Origin of the sequence: Nonomuraea lactucae, assembly GCF_003313395.1 — a bacterium.
Classification (GTDB): Bacteria; Actinomycetota; Actinomycetes; order Streptosporangiales; family Streptosporangiaceae; genus Nonomuraea; species Nonomuraea lactucae.
The window spans coordinates 1-22,467 of the sequence record NZ_QNFZ01000030.1 but is presented as its reverse complement, the minus strand read 5'-3'; the positions used below and the strand labels follow the sequence as shown (position 1 = coordinate 22,467).

General features: G+C 69.6%; 16 protein-coding genes and 2 pseudogenes. 9 read left to right on the top strand and 9 right to left on the bottom strand.

All coding sequences use genetic code 11. From position 1 onward, the window contains the following. Together DQW85_RS02055 and DQW85_RS02050 are read right to left on the bottom strand one after the other, a co-directional pair. Positions 1–963, bottom strand: a 963-nt coding sequence (locus DQW85_RS02055; RefSeq protein ID WP_162794654.1) for a ribonuclease D, incomplete at its 3' end; no start/stop codon positions are given. A 45-nt stretch (positions 964–1,008) separates the two neighbouring features. After that, the gene (locus DQW85_RS02050) at positions 1,009–1,605 is read right to left on the bottom strand and encodes a DUF3000 domain-containing protein (RefSeq protein ID WP_113698748.1); all 597 of its coding nucleotides are present in this window, start codon (positions 1,603–1,605) and stop codon (positions 1,009–1,011) included. Positions 1,606–2,278: 673 nt separating this feature from the next. Between DQW85_RS02050 and hemE the strand changes: the two genes are divergently transcribed. After that, positions 2,279–3,238 (top strand): uroporphyrinogen decarboxylase, encoded by a 960-nt coding sequence (gene hemE / locus DQW85_RS02040; protein WP_240196865.1) that lies wholly within the window; start codon positions 2,279–2,281, stop codon positions 3,236–3,238. Between the two features lie 53 nt (positions 3,239–3,291). On the opposite strand, the gene DQW85_RS02035 is transcribed toward hemE, so the two are convergent. After that, positions 3,292–4,290 carry a DUF4349 domain-containing protein gene (locus DQW85_RS02035; RefSeq protein WP_113698745.1) on the bottom strand — a complete coding sequence of 333 codons (999 nt, stop codon included), beginning with the start codon at positions 4,288–4,290 and terminating at the stop codon, positions 3,292–3,294. Between the two features lie 235 nt (positions 4,291–4,525). On the opposite strand from DQW85_RS02035, the gene hemG reads away from it, so the two are divergent. The 3 genes from hemG (at position 4,526) to DQW85_RS02015 (ending at position 7,788) form a co-directional block, all read left to right on the top strand. Then, on the top strand, positions 4,526–5,932 hold the full coding sequence (gene hemG, locus DQW85_RS02030) for a protoporphyrinogen oxidase (protein ID WP_113698744.1): 1,407 nt from the start codon (positions 4,526–4,528) through the stop codon (positions 5,930–5,932). A 13-nt stretch (positions 5,933–5,945) separates the two neighbouring features. Further along, positions 5,946–6,647 (top strand): hydrogen peroxide-dependent heme synthase, encoded by a 702-nt coding sequence (gene hemQ, locus DQW85_RS02025; protein ID WP_113698743.1) that lies wholly within the window; start codon positions 5,946–5,948, stop codon positions 6,645–6,647. Positions 6,648–7,059: 412 nt separating this feature from the next. Further along, complete coding sequence (locus DQW85_RS02015; protein WP_162794653.1) at positions 7,060–7,788, top strand: hypothetical protein; 729 nt, start codon at positions 7,060–7,062, stop codon at positions 7,786–7,788. A 184-nt stretch (positions 7,789–7,972) separates the two neighbouring features. On the opposite strand, the gene msrB is transcribed toward DQW85_RS02015, so the two are convergent. Continuing rightward, on the bottom strand, positions 7,973–8,374 hold the full coding sequence (gene msrB / locus DQW85_RS02010) for a peptide-methionine (R)-S-oxide reductase MsrB (protein ID WP_113698740.1): 402 nt from the start codon (positions 8,372–8,374) through the stop codon (positions 7,973–7,975). A 314-nt stretch (positions 8,375–8,688) separates the two neighbouring features. Between msrB and ligD the strand changes: the two genes are divergently transcribed. Beyond that, positions 8,689–9,708 carry a non-homologous end-joining DNA ligase gene (gene ligD / locus DQW85_RS02005; RefSeq protein ID WP_113698739.1) on the top strand — a complete coding sequence of 340 codons (1,020 nt, stop codon included), beginning with the start codon at positions 8,689–8,691 and terminating at the stop codon, positions 9,706–9,708. Between the two features lie 539 nt (positions 9,709–10,247). Next, a complete protein-coding gene (locus tag DQW85_RS02000) occupies positions 10,248–10,847 on the top strand; it encodes a TIGR03086 family metal-binding protein (protein ID WP_113698738.1) in 600 nt (199 codons plus the stop codon). A 353-nt stretch (positions 10,848–11,200) separates the two neighbouring features. Here DQW85_RS02000 and DQW85_RS46410 read toward each other — a convergent pair. Continuing rightward, positions 11,201–11,372: pseudogene (locus tag DQW85_RS46410) on the bottom strand (transposase); the annotation flags it as partial. Positions 11,373–11,714: 342 nt separating this feature from the next. Continuing rightward, positions 11,715–11,843, bottom strand: a pseudogene (locus DQW85_RS47520) (transposase family protein); the annotation flags it as partial. A gap of 467 nt (positions 11,844–12,310) precedes the next feature. On the opposite strand from DQW85_RS47520, the gene DQW85_RS01985 reads away from it, so the two are divergent. The 3 genes from DQW85_RS01985 (at position 12,311) to DQW85_RS44025 (ending at position 20,889) form a co-directional block, all read left to right on the top strand. After that, positions 12,311–19,609 (top strand): LamG-like jellyroll fold domain-containing protein, encoded by a 7,299-nt coding sequence (locus tag DQW85_RS01985; RefSeq protein WP_162794652.1) that lies wholly within the window; start codon positions 12,311–12,313, stop codon positions 19,607–19,609. Positions 19,610–19,640: 31 nt separating this feature from the next. Further along, on the top strand, positions 19,641–20,156 hold the full coding sequence (locus DQW85_RS01980) for a hypothetical protein (protein ID WP_162794651.1): 516 nt from the start codon (positions 19,641–19,643) through the stop codon (positions 20,154–20,156). A gap of 517 nt (positions 20,157–20,673) precedes the next feature. After that, the gene (locus DQW85_RS44025; RefSeq protein ID WP_162794650.1) at positions 20,674–20,889 is read left to right on the top strand and encodes a hypothetical protein; all 216 of its coding nucleotides are present in this window, start codon (positions 20,674–20,676) and stop codon (positions 20,887–20,889) included. A 166-nt stretch (positions 20,890–21,055) separates the two neighbouring features. Here DQW85_RS44025 and DQW85_RS01975 read toward each other — a convergent pair whose 3' ends face one another. Genes DQW85_RS01975 through DQW85_RS48045 form a run of 3 tightly spaced genes read right to left on the bottom strand, consistent with a single transcriptional unit; the run spans position 21,056 to position 22,460 of the window. Further along, positions 21,056–21,517 carry a hypothetical protein gene (locus tag DQW85_RS01975; RefSeq protein WP_113698733.1) on the bottom strand — a complete coding sequence of 154 codons (462 nt, stop codon included), beginning with the start codon at positions 21,515–21,517 and terminating at the stop codon, positions 21,056–21,058. A gap of 36 nt (positions 21,518–21,553) precedes the next feature. Next, positions 21,554–21,859, bottom strand: coding sequence for a hypothetical protein (locus DQW85_RS01970; RefSeq protein ID WP_162794649.1), 306 nt, complete (start codon positions 21,857–21,859; stop codon positions 21,554–21,556). Then, positions 21,846–22,460, bottom strand: coding sequence for a helix-turn-helix domain-containing protein (locus DQW85_RS48045; RefSeq protein ID WP_420819137.1), 615 nt, complete (start codon positions 22,458–22,460; stop codon positions 21,846–21,848). The genes DQW85_RS01970 and DQW85_RS48045 overlap by 14 nt, the downstream gene beginning before the upstream one ends. Positions 22,461–22,467 lie beyond the last annotated feature (7 nt).

Below are 22,467 nucleotides of genomic sequence, written 5' to 3'. Positions count from 1 at the left end.
GGGCCAGCGGTTGGCGGGGGGCGGGCCGTCGCCGGGCGTGCTCGGCTGCGGGAGCTGCGTCTCGGGCAGCGCGCGCGCCCGGTTGACCGCGGCCAGCCAGTCGCTCATGTGCCTGCGCGCGCTGCGCCCGGTGAACGCCGTGATCTCGGTGAGCGCTTTCCTGGTGCGCGGCGCGTCGAGCGCGGCCGCCACGATCGCGGAGTCGGGCAGCACCCTGCCCGGGGCGAGGTCGTTCTCGCGGGCGATCCTGTCGCGCATCGTCCACAGCTCGCGGACGATGGCCAGAGCGCGCACGTTGCGCACCTTGTGGATGCCCGAGGTGCGCCGCCACGGGTCGGAGCGCGGCGTGGCGGGCGGTGTGCCGAGGACGGCGGCGAACTCCTCGCGCGCCCATTCCAGCTTGCCGCTCTCCTCCAGCTCCCGGTGCAGGACGTCGCGGAGCTCGACCAGCACCTCGACGTCCAGCGCGGCGTAGCGCAGCCAGTCTTCGGGCAGCGGCCTGGTCGACCAGTCGGCGGCCGAATGGCCCTTCTCCAGCCGCAGCCCAAGCACCGTCTCGACCATCGTGCCGAGCCCGACCCGCTCGTAGCCGAGCAGCCGTCCCGCCAGCTCGGTGTCGAACAGCTCCCGCGGACGGAAGCCCACCTCCAGCAGGCAGGGCAGGTCCTGCGAGGCGGCGTGCAGCACGATCTCCGCGCCTGCCAGGGCCTCGTCCAGGCCGGTCAGGTCGGGGCAGCCGATGGGGTCGATCAGCGCGCTGCCGGCCCCCGCGCGGCGCAGCTGCACCAGGTAGGCACGGTTGCCGTAACGGTAGCCCGAGGCGCGTTCGGCGTCGACGGCCACCGGGCCCGTGCCGCGGGCGAAGGCGCCCACCACCCGGGCCAGGGCGGCGTCGTCGGCGACGACGGGAGGAATGCCCTCGCGCGGCTCCAGCAGCGGGACGATGGTGCGTTCTTCTGTCATGAGTCCACCGCTCTCATGACTGGGACGTTCTGTTGACTGGTGCCCTCACTTCGTTCGGTCACTCTCCGGATCTTCGCGTCTGCGGGGCAGGGTGGCCACGTCCGGCGGGAGCGGCGGCAACCCCGCCGCCACGCACATCAGGTCGCACCAGGCGGCGACGTGGCCGGAGAGGTCTTCCTGGGTGGGGGACCAGGACGCCCGAAGCTCCAGCTCGGTGGTGACCGGGTCGTCGGCCTTGTTGCCGAACCCCTCGGACACAGCTCTAGTCACGGTACCGCCGGCGGCGGAGTAGTCGGCTTGATGCGCGTCGAGCGCGTCGGTGAGCCAGCTCCACGCGACCGGGCCGAGCAGCGGGTCGGAGGTGATCTCGGGCTCCATGTCGGCGCGCACGTAGGCCACCAGCCGGAACGGGCCCTGCCAGCCGCGCTGGCCGTCCGGGTCGTAGAGCAGGATCAGCCTGCCGACGGCCAGCTCGTCGTCGTCGCGGTAGACCGACGCGCCGATGGCGGCGGAGTGGGGGGCCAGCCGCTGCGGGGCGGGCAGGTCCTCGAGCTCGATCTCCGGCCTGACCTCGGCCAGCCGGAGGCTCTCGACCGCGCGCCTGAACGCCGCGGGAGCCGGTGGCTGGTCACCGAAGGTCATAGCCGAAGAGTAGGTCGAGAGCGGGCGGAAGGGGACCACGGGGGTGCTCATCGTACGTGCTCAAACCGCTGCCGCAACCAGCTGCCGAGCCCGCCGGACGCTCGCGGGCGGGGCGATCAGCACGGCGTGGCCACACTCGGCGCAGACCCACTCGGGGCACTCCCCGGGCTCGTGCCCGTCGTAGCACGGCGGCTGCTCGAAGGGCCGCTCACCCGCGCAGGAAGCGCAGGTCTCACTGCGGCGCTCTGGGGAACTCCACAACGCGGTCATCGCACCGAGGCCTTTCGTCGGATCGTCGCTCCGACGGTGGCACGCCGCAGCGACATTTCCGCGCAACGCGCTCGGCGTGTCCCGAAAGTGGATGCCGAATCGGTGCCGCGCGGTGGCTTGGCGAACATTTGGTCCAGTGAAGACCGGCTTTATGGCCCTCCATGGGGTGTGTTCGACCTGAGTGTGCGGTCCATGTCCGGTCGGCGGGTAAACCTCCATTGATCTATCTGATCATGATTTGGCCCGTACTACGTAGGTTTTTCCGGAGAGGTCGTGGGGGAGGGCGGGAGCACCTCGACCGGATGCCGGAACCGCCCCCGGAGCATGGCACCCTTGGAGGGTGAATCTCGCCGAGTCGACGTTCCTGCGCGCCTGCCGGCGGCAGCCCGTTCCCCATGTCCCCGTGTGGTTCATGCGGCAGGCCGGGCGCTCGCTGCCCGAATACCTGAAGGTGCGCGAGGGCGTGCCCATGCTGACCGCCTGCCAGACGCCCGACCTGGTCGTCGAGATCACCATGCAGCCCGTCCGCCGCTACGGCGTCGACGCCGCCATCTTCTTCAGCGACATCGTCGTGCCGCTCAAGGCCATCGGCGTCGACCTCGACATCAAGCCCGGCGTCGGCCCCGTCGTGGCCCAGCCCGTCCGCGACGCCGCGGGCCTCGACGCGCTGCGCCCGCTGGAGCCCGGCGACGTCTCCTACGTCACCGAGTCGATCGAGACTCTCGTCGGCGAGCTCGGCGGCACGCCGCTGATCGGCTTCGCGGGCGCGCCGTTCACGCTGGGCTCCTACCTCATCGAGGGCGGGCCGTCCAGGCACCACGACCGCACCAAGGCCATGATGTACGGCGAGCCGCGGCTCTGGCACGACCTGATGGACCGCCTGGCCGGCATCGTCCTGGAGCACCTGCGCATCCAGGTGAGGGCGGGCGCCTCGGCGATCCAGCTGTTCGACTCGTGGGTGGGCGCGGTGGCCCCCGACGACTACCGCGAGTTCGTCCTGCCCCACACGCGCCGCATCTTCGACGGGCTTGCCGACCTCGGCGTGCCGCGCATCCACTTCGGCGTGGGCACCGGTGAGCTGCTCGGACTGCTCGGCGAGGCCGGGGCCGACGTGGTGGGCGTCGACTGGCGGGTGCCGCTCGACGAGGCCGCGCGCCGCGTCGGGCCGGGCAAGGCGCTGCAGGGCAACCTCGACCCCGCCATCCTCATGGCGCCCTGGGAGGTCGTCGAGCGCAAGGCCCGCGAGGTGCTGCGACGCGGCCGGGCCGCCGAGGGGCACGTGTTCAATCTAGGACACGGCGTTCTTCCCTCGACGGACCCCGACCAGCTCAAGCGCCTCACCGACCTCGTTCACGGCGCCTGAGGGTCGGGCCTCGGTTCGGGCGTCGTTCACGGCGCCTGAGGTTCGGGCCTCGTTCACGGCGCCTGAGGTTCGGGCGTCGCCGGGGTGTCCGGCGGGGCCGGCCGCTCCGGTCGCCTCGCGCGGGCGCGCCGTACGAGATGGATCGCGAGCACCGGCACGGGCACGATCACGACCAGCCACGGCAGCACCACGCCGAGCACGGTGAGCACCACCTTCCCGAACGCCACCAGCGACGCCCAGCCCGCCTGGAGCCCGCCCAGGAACCCCGGCGGCTCCTCCGGCGGCGTGTTCACGACCGCGACAGGGCCGACCACCGTGAGCGTGAGCGTGGCCATGCCGACCTGCCTGGCGAGCTCCTTCTGCTGGGCCTGCAGCGACTCGACGTCGGCCTCCCGGGCGGCGATCTCCCGCTCCACCTGCAGCACCGCGCCGATCGTGTCGGCCTTCTTCAGCAGCGTTCGCAGCGAGTCGAGGGCCTGCTGGGCCGACTTCAGCCTGCTGTTCACGTCGGCCACCTGGAGGGTGACGTCCTCGGTGCCCTGGGACAGCGAAAGCTGCTTGCCCAGGTCCTTGCCGAGGCTCGCGAGCACCTCCGCGTAACGGGCGGGCGGGATCTTGAACTCCAGCGTCGCGGAGCCGTTGCCGCCGTCACCGGACTGTGACTCCTCCTTCGACAGGTAGCCGCCCACCGCGGTGACCAGCTGCTTGGCCCGCTGGGTCGCGCCCGTGACCTCCTTGGCCCGTACGGTCATCCGGGCAACGTAGATGACCTGCCGGTCCTGCTGGGACACCTTGACGCCGGAGGCCACGCCCTGGCGGTCCTGCTCCGAGGTCGCCGGGGCGCGTTTGCGGGCCGGTTCGCCCTCGGTGATGGGCGCGGCCTGGTCCTGCGCGACGCCGCCCTCGGGCGCCCCCCGGGCATACGTGTCGGGTGCCGCGGCTTGCTCCGCGCCCCCGGACGCGGGTTGGGCGTCCGGCCCGCCCCCGCATCCCGTCAGGAGCAGGGCCGTGCAGGCGGCCGTTAACGCCAGGCCGTACTGGTATCTCCTCATGTCCCTAAGACGGAACGCACCCTGGAGGGGTTTGATGCGCCTCGTCACGGTACGGTCACACACCTCTCGCTGTGTCACTCGCCGGGCCGGTCGCAGCGTGGACGTAACGGGTGGACATAAGCGTGGACGTAACGGGTGGACATAACGGTCAGACGTCTCGAGCGGCGGCTCACGGCGTTACGGTCACGCGCCCCGGACGGACGACCGGGCCGATAAGGCGGTACCGTTCGGAGGCGTGGAAGGCAATCAGGCGCACGTAGTAGTCGTCGGGGGCGGCATCTCGGGTCTGGCCGCCGCGTGGCACCTCCGCCAGGGCGCCCATGCCCTGCGCGGCGCGAGCGTCAAGGTGACGCTGCTCGAAGGCAGCCCGCGCATCGGCGGCAAGCTGCTCGCCTCCGAAGTAGCCGGGCTCATGGTCGACGCGGGGGCGGAGTCCATGCTGGCCAGGCGGCCCGAGGGCAAGGACCTGGCCAGAGCGGTCGGCCTCGGCGACGAGTTGGTGAGCCCCGGCACCACGCGGGCCGCCATCCTCAGCCGGGGCACGCTGCGGCCGATGCCCAAGGCACAGGTCATGGGCGTGCCCGCCGACCTGGCCGAGCTGGCCCGCTCGGGCATCATGTCGGCGGGCGGGCTGCTGCGGGTGCCGATCGACCAAATCCTGCCCGCCACCCTCGTGCGCACCGACGTGTCCGTGGCCTCCTACATCCGGGCCCGGATGGGCGGCGAGGTCCTCGAACGGCTGGTCGAGCCGCTGCTCGGCGGCGTGTACGCGGGCCGTTCCGACAGGCTGTCGCTGGAGGCGACGATGCCCAGGGTGGCCGCCGCCGCCCGGTCCGAGCGCTCGCTGCTGGCGGCGGCCAGGCAGATCGTCGAGGAGGCGCCCGTCGACGCCGGCCCCGTCTTCACCTCGCTCCGCTACGGCATGGGCAGCCTGCCCGAGGCGGTGGCCAAGGCGTCGGAGGCCGAGGTCAGGACCGGCGTGACCGTCCGCGAGCTGCACAGGACCGCCGGCGGATGGCGGCTGGTGACCGGGCCGGTGCCGAAACCTGAGATCGTCGAGGCCGACGCGGTGATCGTCGCCATACCCGGCCCCGCCGCCGCGAAGCTGCTCCAGGCCGAGGTGCCCAACGCGGCGGGCGAGCTGGCCCGGATCGAGTACGCCAGCATGGCCATCGTCACGCTCGCCTACGCCGCCGACGCCTTCCCCGAGCCGCCCACGGGCAGCGGCTACCTGGTGCCGCCCGTGGAGGGCAGGCCGGTCAAGGCGGCCACGTTCAGCTCGGTCAAGTGGCCCCACCTGGGCGGCGACGTGGTGGTGGTGCGCTGCTCGATCGGCCGGATCGGCGAGGAGCACCTGCTGCAGCGTGACGACGCCGAGCTGGTCTCGCTGGCCATGGCGGAGATGGCCGGCGTGCTCGGCGTGCGCGGGCTGCCGCTCGACACCCGCGTCACCCGATGGGGCGGTTCGCTGCCGCAGTACAACGTGGGCCACCTCGACCGCGTGGCCCGGGTGCGCGCCGCGGTCGCCGTCCAGCCGGGGCTCGCCGTCTGCGGCGCCGCCTACGACGGGCTGGGCATTCCGGCCTGCGTCGCGACCGCGCGCACCGCCGCCGCCCGGATTCTGGACCACCTGTCCCGTTGAGGAGAATGGGGGCATGACAGAAGGCGCCCCGCGGCCCAAGGCCCGCGACCTCAACCAGGTGATCCGCTACACGATGTGGTCCGTGTTCAAGGTGACCGGCCCCGTGCCCGGCGACCGCGAGAAGATGGGCGACGAGCTCGGCGCGCTGCTGGAGCAGGCGGCGCTGAAAGACGTGGTGACCCGCGGCCTCTACGACGTGGCCGGGTTCCGGGCCGACGCCGACTTCATGTTCTGGTGGCACGCGCCCACGCCCGAGGACCTGCAGGACGTCTACTCCCGCTTCCGCCGCACCGAGCTCGGCCGCCACAGCGAGCCGGTGTGGTCGGCGATGGCGCTGCACCGGCCCGCCGAGTTCAACAAGTCGCACATCCCGGCGTTCCTCGCCGAGGAGCAGCCCAGGGCGTACGTGAGCGTCTACCCGTTCGTCCGCTCGCTCGAGTGGTACCTCCTGGAGGACAAGGAGCGGCGGGCGATGCTCGCCGAGCACGGCCAGATGGCGCGCGACTTCCCCGACGTGCGGGCCAACACCGTCGCCTGCTTCGCGCTCAACGACTACGAGTGGATGCTGGCGTTCGAGGCCGACGACCTCCACCGCATCGTCGACCTGATGCGCGAGCTGCGCGGCGCACAGGCCCGCCGGCACACCCGCCTGGAGATCCCGTTCTACACCGGGGTCCGCAAGCCGGTGCAGGAGCTCGTCGCGGCCCTGCCCTGACGGGCGGGCGCGCGGTAAAGGCCATCTTGGGCATCCGTCTGCATTGATCTACCTGACTCGTCACAATCGTCATTGGATGACGGGTTGTCTCGTTCCAGGGGGTCGTCAGATGGCCGGGGGGTCGGGAAAGCAAAGGCGGCATCCGTACGCGCGGCCGGGGTCATTCGGTGAGGAGCCCCGGGCGTCGTCGGAGTGGCGGGTCACCCGGGAGGCGCGCGGCAGGGGGGGCGCCGGTAAGGGGAGCGCCGGTAAGGGGAGCGCTGGTAAGGGGGGCGCCGGTAAGGGGAGCGCGTACCCGCCGGACGGCGATCCACGGGAACGGCGCGGCAGGCGAGGGCGACGCGGGCGACGCGGTGGGAGCAGGCACGCGAGGCCGAAGGGCTCGTGGGCGCGGCGGCCGTGGACGGTGTGGGTGTCGGCGGGGACGCTGACGCTGGCGGGCGGGATCGTGGGGCTGCTCGGCGTCGACGGCTCGCCCACCGTCCCGCTCGCCGGTGCGCCCGCACGGACGGCCACCTCCACGGACGGCGACTCGAACGCGACCGGCTCATCCGGCTCTCCCCGCTATTCCGGCTCTTCCGGTGCTTCCGGGGCGTCGGGGGCGTCGGGGGCCTCCGGCTCATCCGGCTCTTCCGGGGCGACGTCCGGCTCTTCCGGGGCGTCCGGCGACGTGACCTCGTCGGCGCGCTCCCACCAGTCGGGCGAGTGGGGCCAGCCGGGCAGCTCGGGCCAGCCCGGCCCGACTGGCCAGTCGGGAGAGGGCGACTCGGGCGAGTCGGGCCAGTCCGGCGAGGAGTCCGACCCCAAGGCCGACGGCCCGTCGAAGGACACCGACCCCAAGGCGGCCGAATACTTCCGCACGCGCTGGTCACCCGGCGACACGGCGGTCAGGCACCTGAAGGAGATCCGCACCGTCGGCGGATACCTGCGCATCTACACGGACCTGCCCGAATCCGCCGACAACTCCTCCGCGGCCCTCACCCTCTGCGAACGCGGCCTCGCGTACCTGCGGGAGAACGGCGTGGCGGAGCCGGTCGTGTTCGTGCAGGCGGAGTCGGGCCAGAACGGCAATCCCGTGCTGGCCAACATCCTCGGCGCCGGCGACACCACCTGCAGGGTCACCCACCCCGACCCCGGCTAGGGCCCCGTTCGCGGCCCGCGTCGTGTCACCGCACCCGGACGCGGGTCTTGCCGCACACCTCGCACCGTTGCGTGAGGACACGGCCGATGGCCTCGATCGTCACCCACCGGTGGCGCAGATGGACAGGGCTCACCCGCCAGTCCCTACCCCCGCCCGCCGGCCCGTACGCGCTGTCGCGGAGCGGTCACTCCTTGGGTTCGAGGCGCAGGGAGACCGAGTTGATGCAGTAGCGGTCGTCGGTGGGGGTCGGATAGCCCTCACCGTGGAACACGTGCCCCAAGTGGGAGTCGCAGCGGGCGCAGCGCACCTCGGTGCGCACCATGCCGTGGCTGCGGTCCTCGATCAGCCGCACCGCCTCCGACTCCGACGGCTCGAAGAAGCTCGGCCACCCGCAGTGCGACTCGAACTTGGCGTCCGACCTGAACAGCTCGGCTCCGCACGCGCGGCAGGAGTAGACGCCCTCGGTCTTCGTGTCGACGTACTCCCCGGTGAACGGCCGCTCGGTGCCCGCCTGCCTGAGAACGTGGAACTCCTCAGGCGACAGCTGGACCCGCCACTCCGACTCGCTCTTGACCACCTTGTCCATGCCTCCAGCGTACGAGATGTGGCAAAAAGAGATCTCCGCTGGGAGAGCATCCTTTCTGGGGCGAATTCGCGTCTTTGTAGGCAAGGGGGTGTCATCGCCTCCTGCTCAGGGTGGGATCATTCGCCGGATCGCCCGAGCGGCACAGCCCACGCCCGTGCTGGCGCCGCTGGCGGTCGCAGGCCGGCCGGGTGGCGCGCCAGCGCCCGGAACGGCTCATCGGCGGGTGATCTTGAGGTCCGTCCCGTCGAGCCCTCGGTCCCGCCACCGGGGCGCGCTCCGGGACGGACCCACCCACTCGGGGGTAGGTTCGGGACATGGCATCGCCGTACATAGAGCTCCAGGTGGGGGAGAGGACCGTGAAGGTCACGAACCCCGACAAGGTCTACTTCCCGGAGATCGGCGCGACCAAGCGCGACCTCGTCGAGTACTACGTGAGCGTCGGCGACGGCGCCCTGCGGGCGATGAGAGACCGCCCGACCAACCTCAAACGCCACCCCGACGGCATCCACAGCGATGCCATCTACCAGAAGCGGATGCCCGCCAAGCACCCCGACTGGCTGGAGACCGTCACCGTCACCTTCCCCAGCGGGCGCACGGCCGACTCGCTGAAGGTCACCGAGGTCGCCGCCATCGCCTACTGCGCCAACCTGGGCACCATCGACTTCCACCCCTGGCAGGTGCGCGCCGACGACGTCGAGCACCCCGACGAGCTGCGCGTCGACCTCGACCCGCAGCCGGGCGTCGAGTTCGCCGCCGCCCGCCAGGCCGCGTTCCTGACCCGCGACGTGCTCGGCGAGCTGGGCATGACGGGCTTCGTGAAGACCTCTGGCAACCGCGGCCTGCACATCGCCGTCCGCATCCAGCCGAGGTGGGACTTCGTCCAGGTACGGCACGCGGGCATCGCCCTGGCCAGGGCCGTCGAGGACCGCGCCCCCGACCTGGTGACCACGGCCTGGTGGAAGGAGGAGCGGGGCGAGCGGGTGTTCATCGACTTCAACCAGAACGCCCGCGACCGCACCGTGGTGAGCGCCTACTCGGTGCGCGCCAAGCCGGAGGCGACCGTCTCCACCCCGCTGACCTGGGACGAGCTGTCGGACGCCGACCCGGCCGACTTCGACATCCGCACCGTGCCGACTCGCTTCGCCAAGCTGGGCGACGTCCACGCGGCCATCGACGATCACGCCTACTCGATCGAGGCCCTGCTCGACCGGTACGCCCAGGACGAGCGTGGCGACATGCCGTACCCCCCGAACTACCCGAAGATGCCCGGCGAGCCGATGAGAGTCCAACCCAGCAGAGCCAGATCCGCGACCAGGGAGAACGACCCAACCTGACCCGCCACGCCACCCACCCGTTGCCCGTCCGAGGGGCTGACCGCCTGACGCCCGCCCAGGCCAAAGGGCCTCGCTGCGCTCGGGCTGCCCTACCTCGGGCGGGCTTCGCCCGCCGCAAGCCAGGTCGGCCGTCTACCTCCGGCAAGTTCGTTCTCGCTTGACCCCAGTCCCGCGACGATTCCCCAACCGCTACGAGTGCGGCCGGCTTTGGTCTGGAACACCGCGCCCCGCTTCGGGGCCGACCCGATGCGTCCACAGGACCGATCCTGATCGGTTCGTCGCCCCTGAGGACGCCTTTATCGTTCTCGGGCGCGCGAGGATGGCCGAGCATCGTTGCAGGTCAAGGCCGTTCGTCCGCGCTGCGCTCCGGGCGCTCCACCTTGACCGGCGCCTCTGCTCGGGGCCGCGTCGGCGGCCGGCCTCCCCACGGATACCGCCAGCGCGGACGGGAGATTTGTCGGCGCCGACCGATGACTTCTTCGATCCTGGGGAGTCAGCACGGTAGAGCGATGAGTTGGGTCCGACGGAGAGGAGCCGCCATGCCCGTGATCGATCTGGGGTCCGCTGCCCGCGAGGTGGCGCGCCTGTTGGATGGCGTGACCGAGGACCGACTGGACGATCCGACGCCGTGCGCTGACACCCCGGTCGCCGCACTGCTCGACCACTTCATGGGCTTGTCGCTGGCGTTCACCTGGGCGGCCCGCAAGATCACCCCGCCCGAAGGCGGACCAGGGCCGGGAGCGGCGAGTGCCGAACATCTCGATCCGCGGTGGCGCGCGCTGCTTCCACGGCGGCTCGACGAGCTGGTGGAGGCCTGGCGCGACCCCATGGCCTGGGAGGGGATGACCGAGGCCGGCGGCGTGAGGATGCCCGCCGAGCAGATGGGCATCGTCGCCCTGGACGAACTGGTCCTGCACGGCTGGGACCTGGCCCGCGCGACCGGCCAGCCGTTCACGTGCAACCCGGCCGACACGGCGGCTGTCCTTGCGTTCACCAGCGCGTCGGCGGCACCGGAGCAAGCAGCCGGCCGGGAAGGGCTCTTCGGACCGGTGGTCGAGGTCCCCGAGGACGCGCCGGCCTTCGACCGCGCACTCGGCTTCGCGGGTCGCGACCCCGCGTGGACGCCCAAACCGGCGTGATGATCGACGGTAGCGGAACTGGGGCAACTGCGCTGTCATGCGAGCGGTCATGAGTCCGTCCTGACCCCGGGACAGGCTGGAGGCAGCCTGCAGTTCGCGCCGTGCTGTCCCGCATCAAGGTCCGCCTGCCCAGCGCACCCGCCCCGGTGCGGCGGCCGCCGATAAGGCGTACTCCTCCCGCGGCAACCGCGCCCGTAACGGCGTCGACGCCAGGCCATCATCCCGGAGGCGCCATACAATCCCACCTGCCCGGCCTCCGGGTAATCGGCCAGTCTGCTCCATCCCGGTGGCTACTGACAGATCCTGCCGCGGAGCGCTGTCACCAGCCGGATCCGGCGCTGATCTTGTTGCCTTCAGGTGATCAAGAGCCGTCGACGGAGTAGGTCGAGGTTGGCGCGGCCATACATGCTTCTCTTGATCATTTAGTCGGTTCACGGTGCCCTCCATAGGGCCGCTACTCCAGGGCAGGGTGAGCACGGCGGTAACGGCGTCCCGGTCGCGGGTGAGGCTAGTCGCGAAGCTGTGGAGCGCGGGCAGGCCATCGGCCCGGACGGCATCGATCCAGCCCGGCAGCCTGTCTCCGGCAAGGTTTTGGATCATGTTGGCGAAGCTACCGACGTGTCTGCGCGTGGCCTCCAGCTCGGGGCAGCGCGCGAGGATGCACTTGAGCGGCACGGCGGCGCCCGCGGCCAGGTGGTCGGGATCGGACATGATCCAGCCGGCGACCCTGCGCGGTTTCGGGGGTGTCGGCGCGGTCGATGGCGGGTCCGTCCGTTCCCGCAGCTGCGCGGCGTAACGCTCGACGGTGCGCAGACTGGGTATCTGCTCAGCGAACGTCGCCGCACCGCATCCGGGATCATCGCAGCGGAACCGTCGGACGCCGACGTTGATCTGCACCGGGCGACCGGAGATCGGCAGGTCGGCCAGCCTCCGGCGGTAGCCGCTGTGCGTCCTGGCCGAGATCCTGCCGCAGCTCGGGCACGCAGCCGTGGGCATCGCCGAGCCGATCGTGAACATGACCGCCCTTCCACGACCTGCACGGACTCCATCCGGGCAGAGGCTAGGTGTGGCAGAAGTAACTCAAACTCCGGTTTATGCACGTGAACCAGCATCACCAATCGCACACCTCGACGCGGTAGCAACACGAACCTGACCGGCACCGTAACAAGATCAGCGTCGGAGCCCACCATCCTGTCGCCCGAATTTGGGCAAGTCGGTGCGCTTGCCGCGATTCGGGTGATCGTTTTATGTGATCTTTATGTGACATAATTGATCTTGTTGCACTTTAGGGCGCAAGTTACGCTTCGTCCGTTTGGCAACATGCTCCGAGCTGCACGGGTCAGGAACCCTGTTCTTGCGCCGGGTGGGGTGGAGCTTCGTTTGGCGTCGGTGGGCGCCCTGCGTGGTTCGGAGTGTGAGGGCGCATGCGCCGGTTGTCGTCGTGGGCTGGGTCGCGCTGGTCGGTGGTCGGGCTGGCCGGGATCTTGCTGCCCGGCTTGCTGATAGTCCAGGCCGGGCCTGCCGCGGCAGGCGTGAGCGGGGGCGCCGTTGTTGTTGCCGGTTTGCCGGATACTCCGGTGCAGCAGTCGGGCGGTGCGGCGGGGTTATCGCCGCTGGTGGCACGGGAGACAACCGCCACGGCCGCCGTCACGGGTGCGGCGCCCGAGAAGGGCTGGAAGTCGGATCCGCAGCCGCCCAAGGACGTGGTGCCGGCCGAGCGGCGTAGCGGGCCAGCACCGGATCAGGCCAGCACCTCGGAGGAGGAGGGCCTGCCGTCGGGGGTGGCCCGGGCGGAGGCTGTTGATGCGCTGGCGGCGGCGCCGTCGTTGGTGGATGTGTATCCGTTGTCGGGGTCGCTGGTGGATGGGCTGCGGCCGAGATTGCGGGCGTGGGCTGAGAGCGATTCGGCGGTGTCGTACAGCTTCCGGGTGTGCGATGTGGAGTCCATGTCGGGTAGCGGTTGCACGAGTTCGGGCTATGTGGCGGGCGGTGGCAATGCCTGGCAGGTGCCGGCCGGCAAGCTGGTGTGGGGCCGGCAGTACTGGTGGACGGTGACCGCACGGGATTCGGCCTCGTTGCTGACCACGACGTCGTCGACGTTGACCTTCACCACCGGGGTGCGGCAGCCGGCGGTGACCTCGCGGCTGGCCGAGCAGGGGCCCGAGGGGCGGGAGTTCGACCCGCGGACCGGTAACTACACCACCTCGGTGACGGATGTGTCGGTCTCGGCGGCGGGGCTGCCGCTGGCGGTGCGGCGCACCTACAACAGCATGGATCCGCGCCGGGATGGCATGTTCGGCGCCGGCTGGTCGGCGCCGTGGGATATGAAGATCGTGCGGGACGAGCGCGGCGGGCGGGTGTCGGCGCTGGTGACCGGCGCGGACGGGCGCCTGGTCCGGTTCGCCGCGCCGGATGCGGGCGGGGTGTTCCAGCCGCCGCCGGGGATGCAGGCCAGCCTGGCGCTGGTGCCGCCGTCCTGCTACACCCCGCCCGGCGTGGCCTGTCCGGCCGGCGGGACGGCGACCTGGTGGCATTTCATGGACAAGTCGGCCACCAAGTACGTCTTCGACGATCAGGGCCGGCTGCGCAAGGTGATCGACAGCCGCAGCCGTGCGCAGGATCTGTCCTATGGCGGCGACGGCAAGCTGGCCACGGTGACCGCCACCGGCGGCCGCGCCCTGCACTTCACTTGGTCCGGCGGCAGGGTGGCGCAGGTGTCCACCGACGCTGTCGACGGCGCGCCGCTGACCTGGACCTACTCCTATGAAGATGATCGGCTGGTGCGGGTGTGCACGCCGACCGCGGCGCCGAACTGCACCAGCTACGCCTACGGGAGCGGTTCGCAGTACCGCAGCCGGGTGCTGGATGGCGACCCGTTCGCCTATTGGCGGCTGGGCGAGGCCTCCGGCACGGTGGCGGCCGACCAGAGCCAGGCCGAGCGGCACGCCACCTACCAGTCGGTGACGCTCGGGCAGCCGGGCGCGCTGGCCGCCACCCCCGACACCGCCGCGAGCTTCACGACGGGGTCGGTGCTGAAGCTGCCCAGCAACATCGTCTCCCATCTGGGTGATCAGGTGTCGCTGGAGATGTGGTTCAAGACCAGCGCCTCGGGTGTGCTGGTCGCGGCCGGTAGCCAGCAGAGCAACGGGGCGGCGCACGGGCCGATGCTGTATGTCGGCACCGACGGCCGGCTGCGCGGCTCGCTCGGCACCGTGACCAACCCGATCACCACGTCCGGGGCGGTCAACGACGGGGCCTGGCATCATGTGGTGCTGACCGCCTCCGGCGCCAGCCAAGCGCTGTATCTGGACGGGCAGAAGGTCGGCACCTTGACCGGGACGGTGACCGGGTGGCGGCAGCTGGCCAGCGTCGGCAACGGTGTCACCGACCCGGCCGTTTCCCCGGCGGTGCCGGCCACCCAGCAGGCGTTTCCGCTGCAGGGGGCGATCGACGAGGTCGCGTTGTACGGCCAGCCGCTGACCGAGGCGGAGATAGGCGACCACTACGCGGCGCGCGCCCAGCAGGTGCACAAGCTGACCCAGGTGACGCTGCCGTCTGGGCGGGTGTGGGCGGCCAACACCTACGATCCGGTCAGCGACCGGCTAGCGACGCACACCGACCGGCATGGCGGCACCTGGAAGGTCGGCGCCCTGGCGGTGGAGGTGCAGTCGGGCGAGTCCACGGTGGTGGTGACCGACCCGGCGAATGAGAGCCTGAAGTTCTACTACGACGCCTGGCGTGGTTATCGCCCGGTCGGTGAGGTCGACCAGCTCGGCCACACCGAGTGGTACAACTACGACCAGGCTGGCTTCCTGCAGACGATCACCGACCGGAACAACATCGACACCCGGCTGTATCACGATGCGCGGGGCAACGTGGTCGCCCGCTGGTACTGCCGGGCGCAGGGCGAGTGCGCGGTGGAGTTCTGGAGCTACCACCTCAACACCAGCGATGCGTTCGATCCGCGCAACGACCGCATGCTGGCCCACCGCGACGGCCGCTCCGCTGGCGAGAGCGACAACACCTTCGCCACCAAGTGGGAGTACAACGCCTACGGCGAGCAGACCAAGGAGACGACCCCGGCCACCAGCGACTTCCCCACCGGCCGATCTGCCACCATCGCCTACACCAACGGCAGCGAGCCGGCGATCGGCGGCGGCACCACCCCGGCCGGCCTGGCGGCGTCGAAGACCGACGCGCGGGGCAACACCTGGACCTACCGCTACACCGCGGCCGGTGATCTGGCCGAGCAGACCAACCCCGAGGGCCTGAAAACCACCCTCGGCTACGACCCGATCGGTCGGCCGACCGGCAAGACGGAGATCTCGCAGGCGCACCCCGGCGGGGTGGCGACCACCTTCAGCTACGACGGGCTGAGCCGGCCGCTGACCCAGACCGAGCCTGGCATCAAGAACGAGATCACCGACGTCACGCACACCAAGCGGACCACCTACGCCTACGACGCTGACGGCAACAAGCTGAGTGAGAAGATCTCCGACCTGACCGGTGGCGACGCCGAACGCGCCACCGTCTACACCTACGACGCCCTTGGCCGGCCCGAGACGGTCACCGACCCCGAGGGTGGTGTGGACCGGCAAGTGTGGAACAGCCTCGGCCTGCTGACCCGGGTGACCGACGCCCGCGGCACAATCATCGACCACGGCTACAGCAAACGCGGCGAGCCCACCTCCCGCACGCTGAAGGGGTGGACCGGCAGCCCGGTCAACCCGCAACCGGCCACCGATGTGCTGCTGGCCTCATTCGGCTACGACCCGGCCGGGCGGCTGGCCGCCCAGACCGACGCGATGGGCCGCAAGACCACCTACACCTACTGGGACGACAACCAGCTGTCGCAGAAGATCGCCGACGACGCCAAACTCAACGGCTCGGCGACGCCCCGCGACGTGGTGATGGACAGGCACGAGTACGACCCGGCGGGCAACCTCATCACCCAGAAAGTCGGCGGCGACTCCGTCACCACCGTGTTCGACTACGACGCCGCCAACCGCCTCACCGCGGAGATCTTCGACCCGTCCGCGCTGGAGCGGGTCACCGCGTTCGGCTACGACGCCAACGACAACGTGCAGAACAAGACGCTGACCGGTGCGGGCACCTCCCGGACCGAGGTGAGCGAGTACGCCTACAACAAGGTCAACCAGCTCACCAAGACCACCGTGGACAACGGTAGCCAGGACCTGATCTCCACGACCCGCTATGACGATCGCGGCCTGGCCACCGCTACCATCGACCCGCGCGGCAACATCTCCGGGGCCAGCGAAGCGGACTTCACCTCCACCCTGCGTTACGACGCCCTCGGCCGCCTAGTCGAGGTGACCGGCCCGCAGGTGCAGGTCGACAAGGCCGGCACTGCGAACGCGGCGCGTCCATCGGTCCGCTACGGCTATGACACCTTCGGCGCGCGCACGCACGAGAGCGACGCCGAGGGCCGCACCCTGACCTCTGTCTTCGACAGGGCCGGTCGCCTGACGCGCAAGAGCGCCCCCGCCTACACCCCTCCCGGCGGCAGCGCCATCACCCCGGCCATCACGCACGCCTACGATCCGGCCGGGCAGTTGATCCGCACCACCGACCCGCGCGGCAATACCAGCAGCTTCGACTACGACCAGCTCGGCCGCCGGGTCCGTATAACCGACCCGGCCCCTGAAGGGCAGACAGCTGGGCGGTGGGTGACGGAGTATGACCTGGCCGGCGAGCAAGTGGCCGGCGTGGATCCGACCGGCGCTCGGGTCGAGGCCACCTACGACGACCTCGGCCGCAGGATCACCGAAACGGCTGTGGAGCGCAAACCGTCCGCAGTCGCCTACACCACCACGTTCACCTACAACGACGCCGGCCATCTCACCAAGACGGTCGCACCCGGCAACCGCACCGCCAGCTACAAGCCGAATGCCGCCGGTGAGGTGACCGAGCAGACCGACCCGGCCAGCAACATCACCAAGGTGGCCTACGACCCGGCCGGTCGTCCCACCAAGGTGACCGACCCGCTGGGCAACGCCACCACCGCCGACTACGACCTGGCCGGCCGCAAGACCGCCGTCAAGGACCTGAACGCCTCCGGCGCCGTGCTGCGCACCACCAGCGCCGGCTACGACGCCGCGGGCAACCAGACCAGCCTCACCTCAGCCGAGGGCCACCAAACCCGGCAGACCTTCGACGCCCTCAACCGGCTCACCTCCCTCATCGAACCGGTCAAGACCGGCGAGTCGATCACCACCAGCTTCGGCTACGACGCCACCGGCGCCCGCACCCGGCTGACCAACGGCCGCGGCCACGCCACCTGGACCACCTACAACAGCCTCGGCCTGGCCGAAACCGTCACCGAACCGGCCACCGCCGCTCACCCGAACGCGGCCGACCGCACCTGGACGCACATCTACGACCCGGCGGGCAACCCGACCGCCGAGATCCAGCCGGGCCGGGTGCGCATCGACCGCACCTTCGACCACCTCGGCCGCCTCACCCGCGAGACCGGCGGCGGAGGCGGCGCTGCCAGCGCCGAGCGCACCTTCGGCTACGACCAGGCGGGCCGCCGAACCGCGATCGGCGACCTGAGCGTCGACTACAACGACCGCGCGCTCCCGTTGACCGTCAAGCGCGGCGAGTCGACGCAGACCAGCTACAGCTACGACAGCCTCGGCAACCCCACCCAGCGCATCGACGCGGCCGGCACCGCCACCTTCACCTGGGACAGCGCCGGACGGCTGGAGACCGCTACCGACCCGGTCACCACACGCAAGATCACCTACGGCTACGACGCGGCCAGCCGCCTCACCTCCATGAACGCCGCCATCGGCGCCACCGCCAGCGACAGCCAGACCTTCACCTACGACGCCCTGGACCGGCTGGCAACCCACACCCTCAAGCGCAATACCGGCGCCCAGCTCGCCAAGATCACCTACGGCTGGGACAAAGACGACAACCTCACCACCAAGACCACCGCAGGCACCGCCGGCGCGGGCACCAACGCCTACACCTACGACCACGCCGGCCGCCTGACCTCCTGGACCGCCCCCGGCGGCGCCACCACCGCCTACGAATGGGACGCCGTCGGCAACCGCACCAAGGCTGGCACCAAGACCTACACCTACGACGAACGCAACCGTCTGACCAGCGGCGACGGAACCGACTACACCTACACCCCGCGCGGCACCCTGGCCACGCAGACCAAGAACGGCGCCACGACCCAGCTCACCTTCGACGCCTTCGACCGGCTCATCGCCGACGGCGACAGCCTCTACAGCTACGACGCCCTCGACCGCGTCACCACCCGGATCAAGGGCGCCTCCAAGCACCACTTCGCCTACGCCGGACTCGGCAACGACCTGGCCGCCCTCACCGACACCAGCGGCGCCGTCCAAGCCCGATACGGCCGCGACCCCTTTGGTGGGCTGCTCGGCCAGCAAGAAGACACCAACCCGGCGCTCGGCACCATGAGCGACCTGCACGGCGACCTGGTCGCCACCTTCACCAGCACCGCGCTGGCCACCACCACCGCCTACGACCCCTTCGGCACCGTCACCACCCAGACCGGAGCCAAGGCCAACCTCGGCTACCAGGGCGAATACACCGACCCGGACACCGGCAAGGTCAACATGCACGCCCGCTGGTACCAACCCGGCACCGGCACCTTCACCAGCCGCGACACCGCCACCATCACCCCCAACCCCTCCGTCCAAGCCAACCGCTACACCTACGCCAACGCCTCCCCCCTCACCGGCACCGACCCCACCGGCCACTACACCACCCAACTCGACAACCCCGGCAACTACAGCCTGGGCTACGACGCACAGACCGTCGCCGACACCTATGCCCAATACGGCCTCGTGCTCATCGGAAACAATGATCCCGATGGCTATGTCTGCGGCGGCGACGGTATTTGCTCAGAGACCTTTGTGCATCAACAATGGTGGAATGAGTTCGTTACGGCTCCTGGGTACGACTACGAGCATCTCCCGCAATTCTCTGATGAAGAGATCAAGAGGCTCGGCTACAAGGTCATGCCCAACGGAAGGCCGGTAGAGAAGGATGTCCCCTTCTATCGCATGAGCGCTGAGGCGCAAAGAATCTACATGCAGAGCTATAGCCCCACCTTGACTTATGACGAGAATCTGTGGGTCGCTTATGCGGCGATGGTTGAAGCCGGGGACATGAGAAAATATGCGGGCACTGCTCCAGCGGCAGGCGATGCCGCTGGATGCTGCATGCCTCGTCTTCCAAGCTGGCTGAGAGATTTCGGCAGGGCCGTGAAGAGATCATTGGACAAGGGGGTCGAATATCTCAAGAAGCTTAACCCTGCCGATCTGGCGGAGCTCGGAGTAAAAACGCTAACTGAGCTACTTCCCGGGACGCCGCTTTGGCTGATCCACAAGCTTGTCAAGATGGAAAATATCAAGGCGGTTGAAGGTGCAATGATGGCATGGGCCTCCGAATATGCCGGTGGCCATTGTGGCACCAATCGGGGAATGGTGATGTGTACCGGCATGAGTAAGGAGTTCTTTCCGCAAGGGCGAGTCGGTTATACAATCGGAGGCGTGTTCTTTACGAAACTCTGGACCGCTGAGATATCCGATGGTCTCGTAGAGCACGAGAAGGTACATAGGGCTCAGTGGTACTACTACGCAAGAGAGACGGGCATCTGGTTCACGTTTGGCATCCTCTACCTGATTGAGGGCGAGGACCCCTGCACGAATAAGTTCGAGAGACAAGCCGGCTTGGTCAGAGGGGGCTACACACAGTGCTGATATCTCCGTTTGCTATAGCCGCGAGGCATGAATGATGAAGCAAGGAATCATCAAAGGCGTCGCAGCCGGTATAACGCTCGTCATGGCCGTGACGGCCTGCGCCCCTACAGCCACCGCGCCCGGCGGACTAGCCGGACTGGCGGTGAATGCCGAGGGCGAACCCGTCATGGTGGCCACCTGGTGCGGGGCCGCCCCGGACGGCGTGGTGGTCTATCGCCTTGCTGGTGGTGAATTCCTCGACCATGCTGATATCAAGCCGCCTCCTCTGACCGGCACGAGCGTCTCCATGAGCCTGGAGAAACTGCCGCCAGGGTGGCAGATTCAAAAAGGCGACCTCAACTTCATCGAAGGCCAGACCTACGCCATCAGCCCGTACTCGACTAAAACACATGTCAGACTCCGGGAGGTGAATTTCACAACGCAATCGAAAAACCAAATTCCGAGGGGAAAGATAATGATACAAGAGTATTCGGCCGAGCTTGGCGGCACTAAGGATGTGCTGTTGTCGCAGGAGGAGTTCAATCAGAGGGCTGAACGTTACTGCTGACGAAGAGCGACGCGTGGGGCAACTATTAAGTGACCTGGCCTTGGTGCGAGCCAGCAGGCGGTCATTGGTTCGTTGCGGTGCTACCTGGGTCCCGATAGTGGGGCCCGGCCGCTGAGCAGCGATTACGGCGCGAGCAGTGCGGATGCGGGGTCGGATACTGGCCAGGCTACCGGTGTTTTTAACTTTATGGAACGGTATCGCCGCCATCTAAAGGGAAACAGCAAATTTTGATCAGTTCCTGCAACTTTATCATCGTAAGCATTCAGAAGGTTTTCTGTGACACCTGCATAAACCCTCGATGACTCACGCCACGGTCTCGTCGTACGGCTGAGCCCGAATCCACCGCGATCGAGATTCGGCGCGGGTGCTGTGGAATGGGATGAGGTGTCCTTCGAGCCGCGGGGAGGACGGCGCCCCCCGCTGGCAGAGGCAAGCCCCGGCGGTGAGCCGGGGCTTGGCATGCGGCCCGCCTCGGAGGTGTTCACAACTGCGATTTCTATTGGATGGCCCCGGACCCATGCGTATGGCGAAGAATTGGCGCCTGGCCGCCTACATTTTAATCACTGCTGCCACTCTGGCCTGGATCACCTCGTTCGCACTAAAACAAAACGCCGACCCCGACATCGAACAAGCTGGCTATACACTCGCAATAATAGCGGCGACGCTTCAAACAATAGGTGTGGCCTGCTTCGGTATCTACAGCTGGAAACGAAAGGACAGTCGGGATCGCTGATTAATAGTTGATCCACATTATTCCGGATATTGGCTTGCGGATCTCGGATTATGGATTGCTCTTCGTCGATCTCTATCTCGCCCACCGCGGGTGCTGCCGTCCAGCGCCCGTACGCGCTTGCCGATCTCCTCTTGGGTGCGCGCCGCGAACCACGCTCTGTCGCTGCTCATGGCTCAGTGGAGGGTCGTTGCGGCCGTGTAGTGGCGAGCAACTGGTCGACGGCGTCGGTGCGGGTGGCGGCGCGGTGGACGACGACGCGCCCGTCGGGGGCCAGGGCCTGCCAGCGGCGGCCGGAGCGGAAGACGCGGCCCAACTCGGTGTCGTCGAGGCCGTCGTGGATGTGCACGCGGTAGGAGCCATCGGCCAGGCGCGGCAGGTTGTCGGCGAACGCGACGGCGGCGAGCTGCGCCGGGGTGAAGGGGCTTATCGGCAGCTCCGGCGGCGAGCGAGCGCGCGGCCGCCTGGGGGTGCGGGCCTCGGGGCCGAGCTCGGGCAGGGGCGCGGGGGCGAGGAGCGCGGCCAGCACGCGGTTGGTGCTGGCCGATCCTGGCACGGGGCCGTCCAGTGTGCAGGCGACGTCACGGCCGTCGCGCTGGAGCCAGCCGACGCAGCGGCTGCGCACGATCACGTCGACGCGACCGGGCTCGCGGCCTTTGAGCAGGCTCTAGGAGGCCAGGCTGGTCGGCGAGGTGTCGATGGTTCTGCTGCGGTCGTCGGTGAGCGGGCCGACCGTCACCGCCGCGTGCTTGGCGCCGGGGATGGCCAGCGCGGCCGCCGCGACCCGGGCGACGATCACCACGTCGCCCCCGTGCGCGTCGTCGGCGGGCAGCGTGGTGACAAGCCGCCCGTCCCGGCCGTGGACCTGCCAGCCGTCGGGTGCGGCGTGCAGCCTTCCCACCCGTGCCCCGTCGACCAGGAGGAGGAAGTCCTCGCCGTAAAGCCGCGGCCGGTACAGATCAGGCACTGGCACGGCTGAGGCGCCTGCGCGGCGAGGCCTTGGCCGGGTACCTCGGCGAGGACTTGGCGCTCGTCGGCGGCCACCGACACAGCGGCGGCAGGAGCCGGTGCGGCGGTTGCGGGCGGCTGGTCGACCACCGCCGGGATCGCGTCGGCATGGCACGCGCGGCGCGGCGTGGCGCCCGCCGACGGGTGGTCGGCCGTGGCCGGGGCGACATCGGCTGAGCCCATCTTCTCGGCGCCCTGGCTGTCGAGCGCTTCGCTGTCGACGACGGCCGGTGCGGTGGGCATATCTGCGGGCTCAGCGCAGGCCTCGGCGACGTGGCCGACGAGGCCGGGTGCGTCCTGCCGGTTGTGAGCCTCGGCGTGGCCGCCGGAAAGGTCGCCGGGCCGGGCAGGTCGGTGGCGGTGGGTCTGGCGGGCGTGGCGGGCGTGGACGTCGGGGCTGGCTGCAGATGGCGGTAGATGGTCATGCGGGAGACGCCGAACAGGTCGGCGATCTCCTGTACTGGCAGCTCCTGCTGTCGGTACAGCTCGCCGGCGCGGCGGATCTGCGTGGGGGTGAGGGAGGGGCGGCGGCCGCCGCCCCGTCCGCGGGCGCGGGCGGCGTCCAGGCCGGCG

Bases quoted from the DNA above. Each gene is read 5' to 3' on its own strand.
- DQW85_RS02050 (WP_113698748.1), bottom strand. From the start codon at position 1,605: ATGACCTTCGGTGACCAGCCACCGGCTCCCGCGGCGTTCAGGCGCGCG.
- DQW85_RS02035 (WP_113698745.1), bottom strand. From the start codon at position 4,290: ATGAGGAGATACCAGTACGGCCTGGCGTTAACGGCCGCCTGCACGGCC.
- hemQ (WP_113698743.1), top strand. From the start codon at position 5,946: ATGACAGAAGGCGCCCCGCGGCCCAAGGCCCGCGACCTCAACCAGGTG.
- msrB (WP_113698740.1), bottom strand. From the start codon at position 8,374: ATGGACAAGGTGGTCAAGAGCGAGTCGGAGTGGCGGGTCCAGCTGTCG.
- ligD (WP_113698739.1), top strand. From the start codon at position 8,689: ATGGCATCGCCGTACATAGAGCTCCAGGTGGGGGAGAGGACCGTGAAG.
- DQW85_RS02000 (WP_113698738.1), top strand. From the start codon at position 10,248: ATGCCCGTGATCGATCTGGGGTCCGCTGCCCGCGAGGTGGCGCGCCTG.
- DQW85_RS01980 (WP_162794651.1), top strand. From the start codon at position 19,641: ATGATGAAGCAAGGAATCATCAAAGGCGTCGCAGCCGGTATAACGCTC.
- DQW85_RS44025 (WP_162794650.1), top strand. From the start codon at position 20,674: ATGCGTATGGCGAAGAATTGGCGCCTGGCCGCCTACATTTTAATCACT.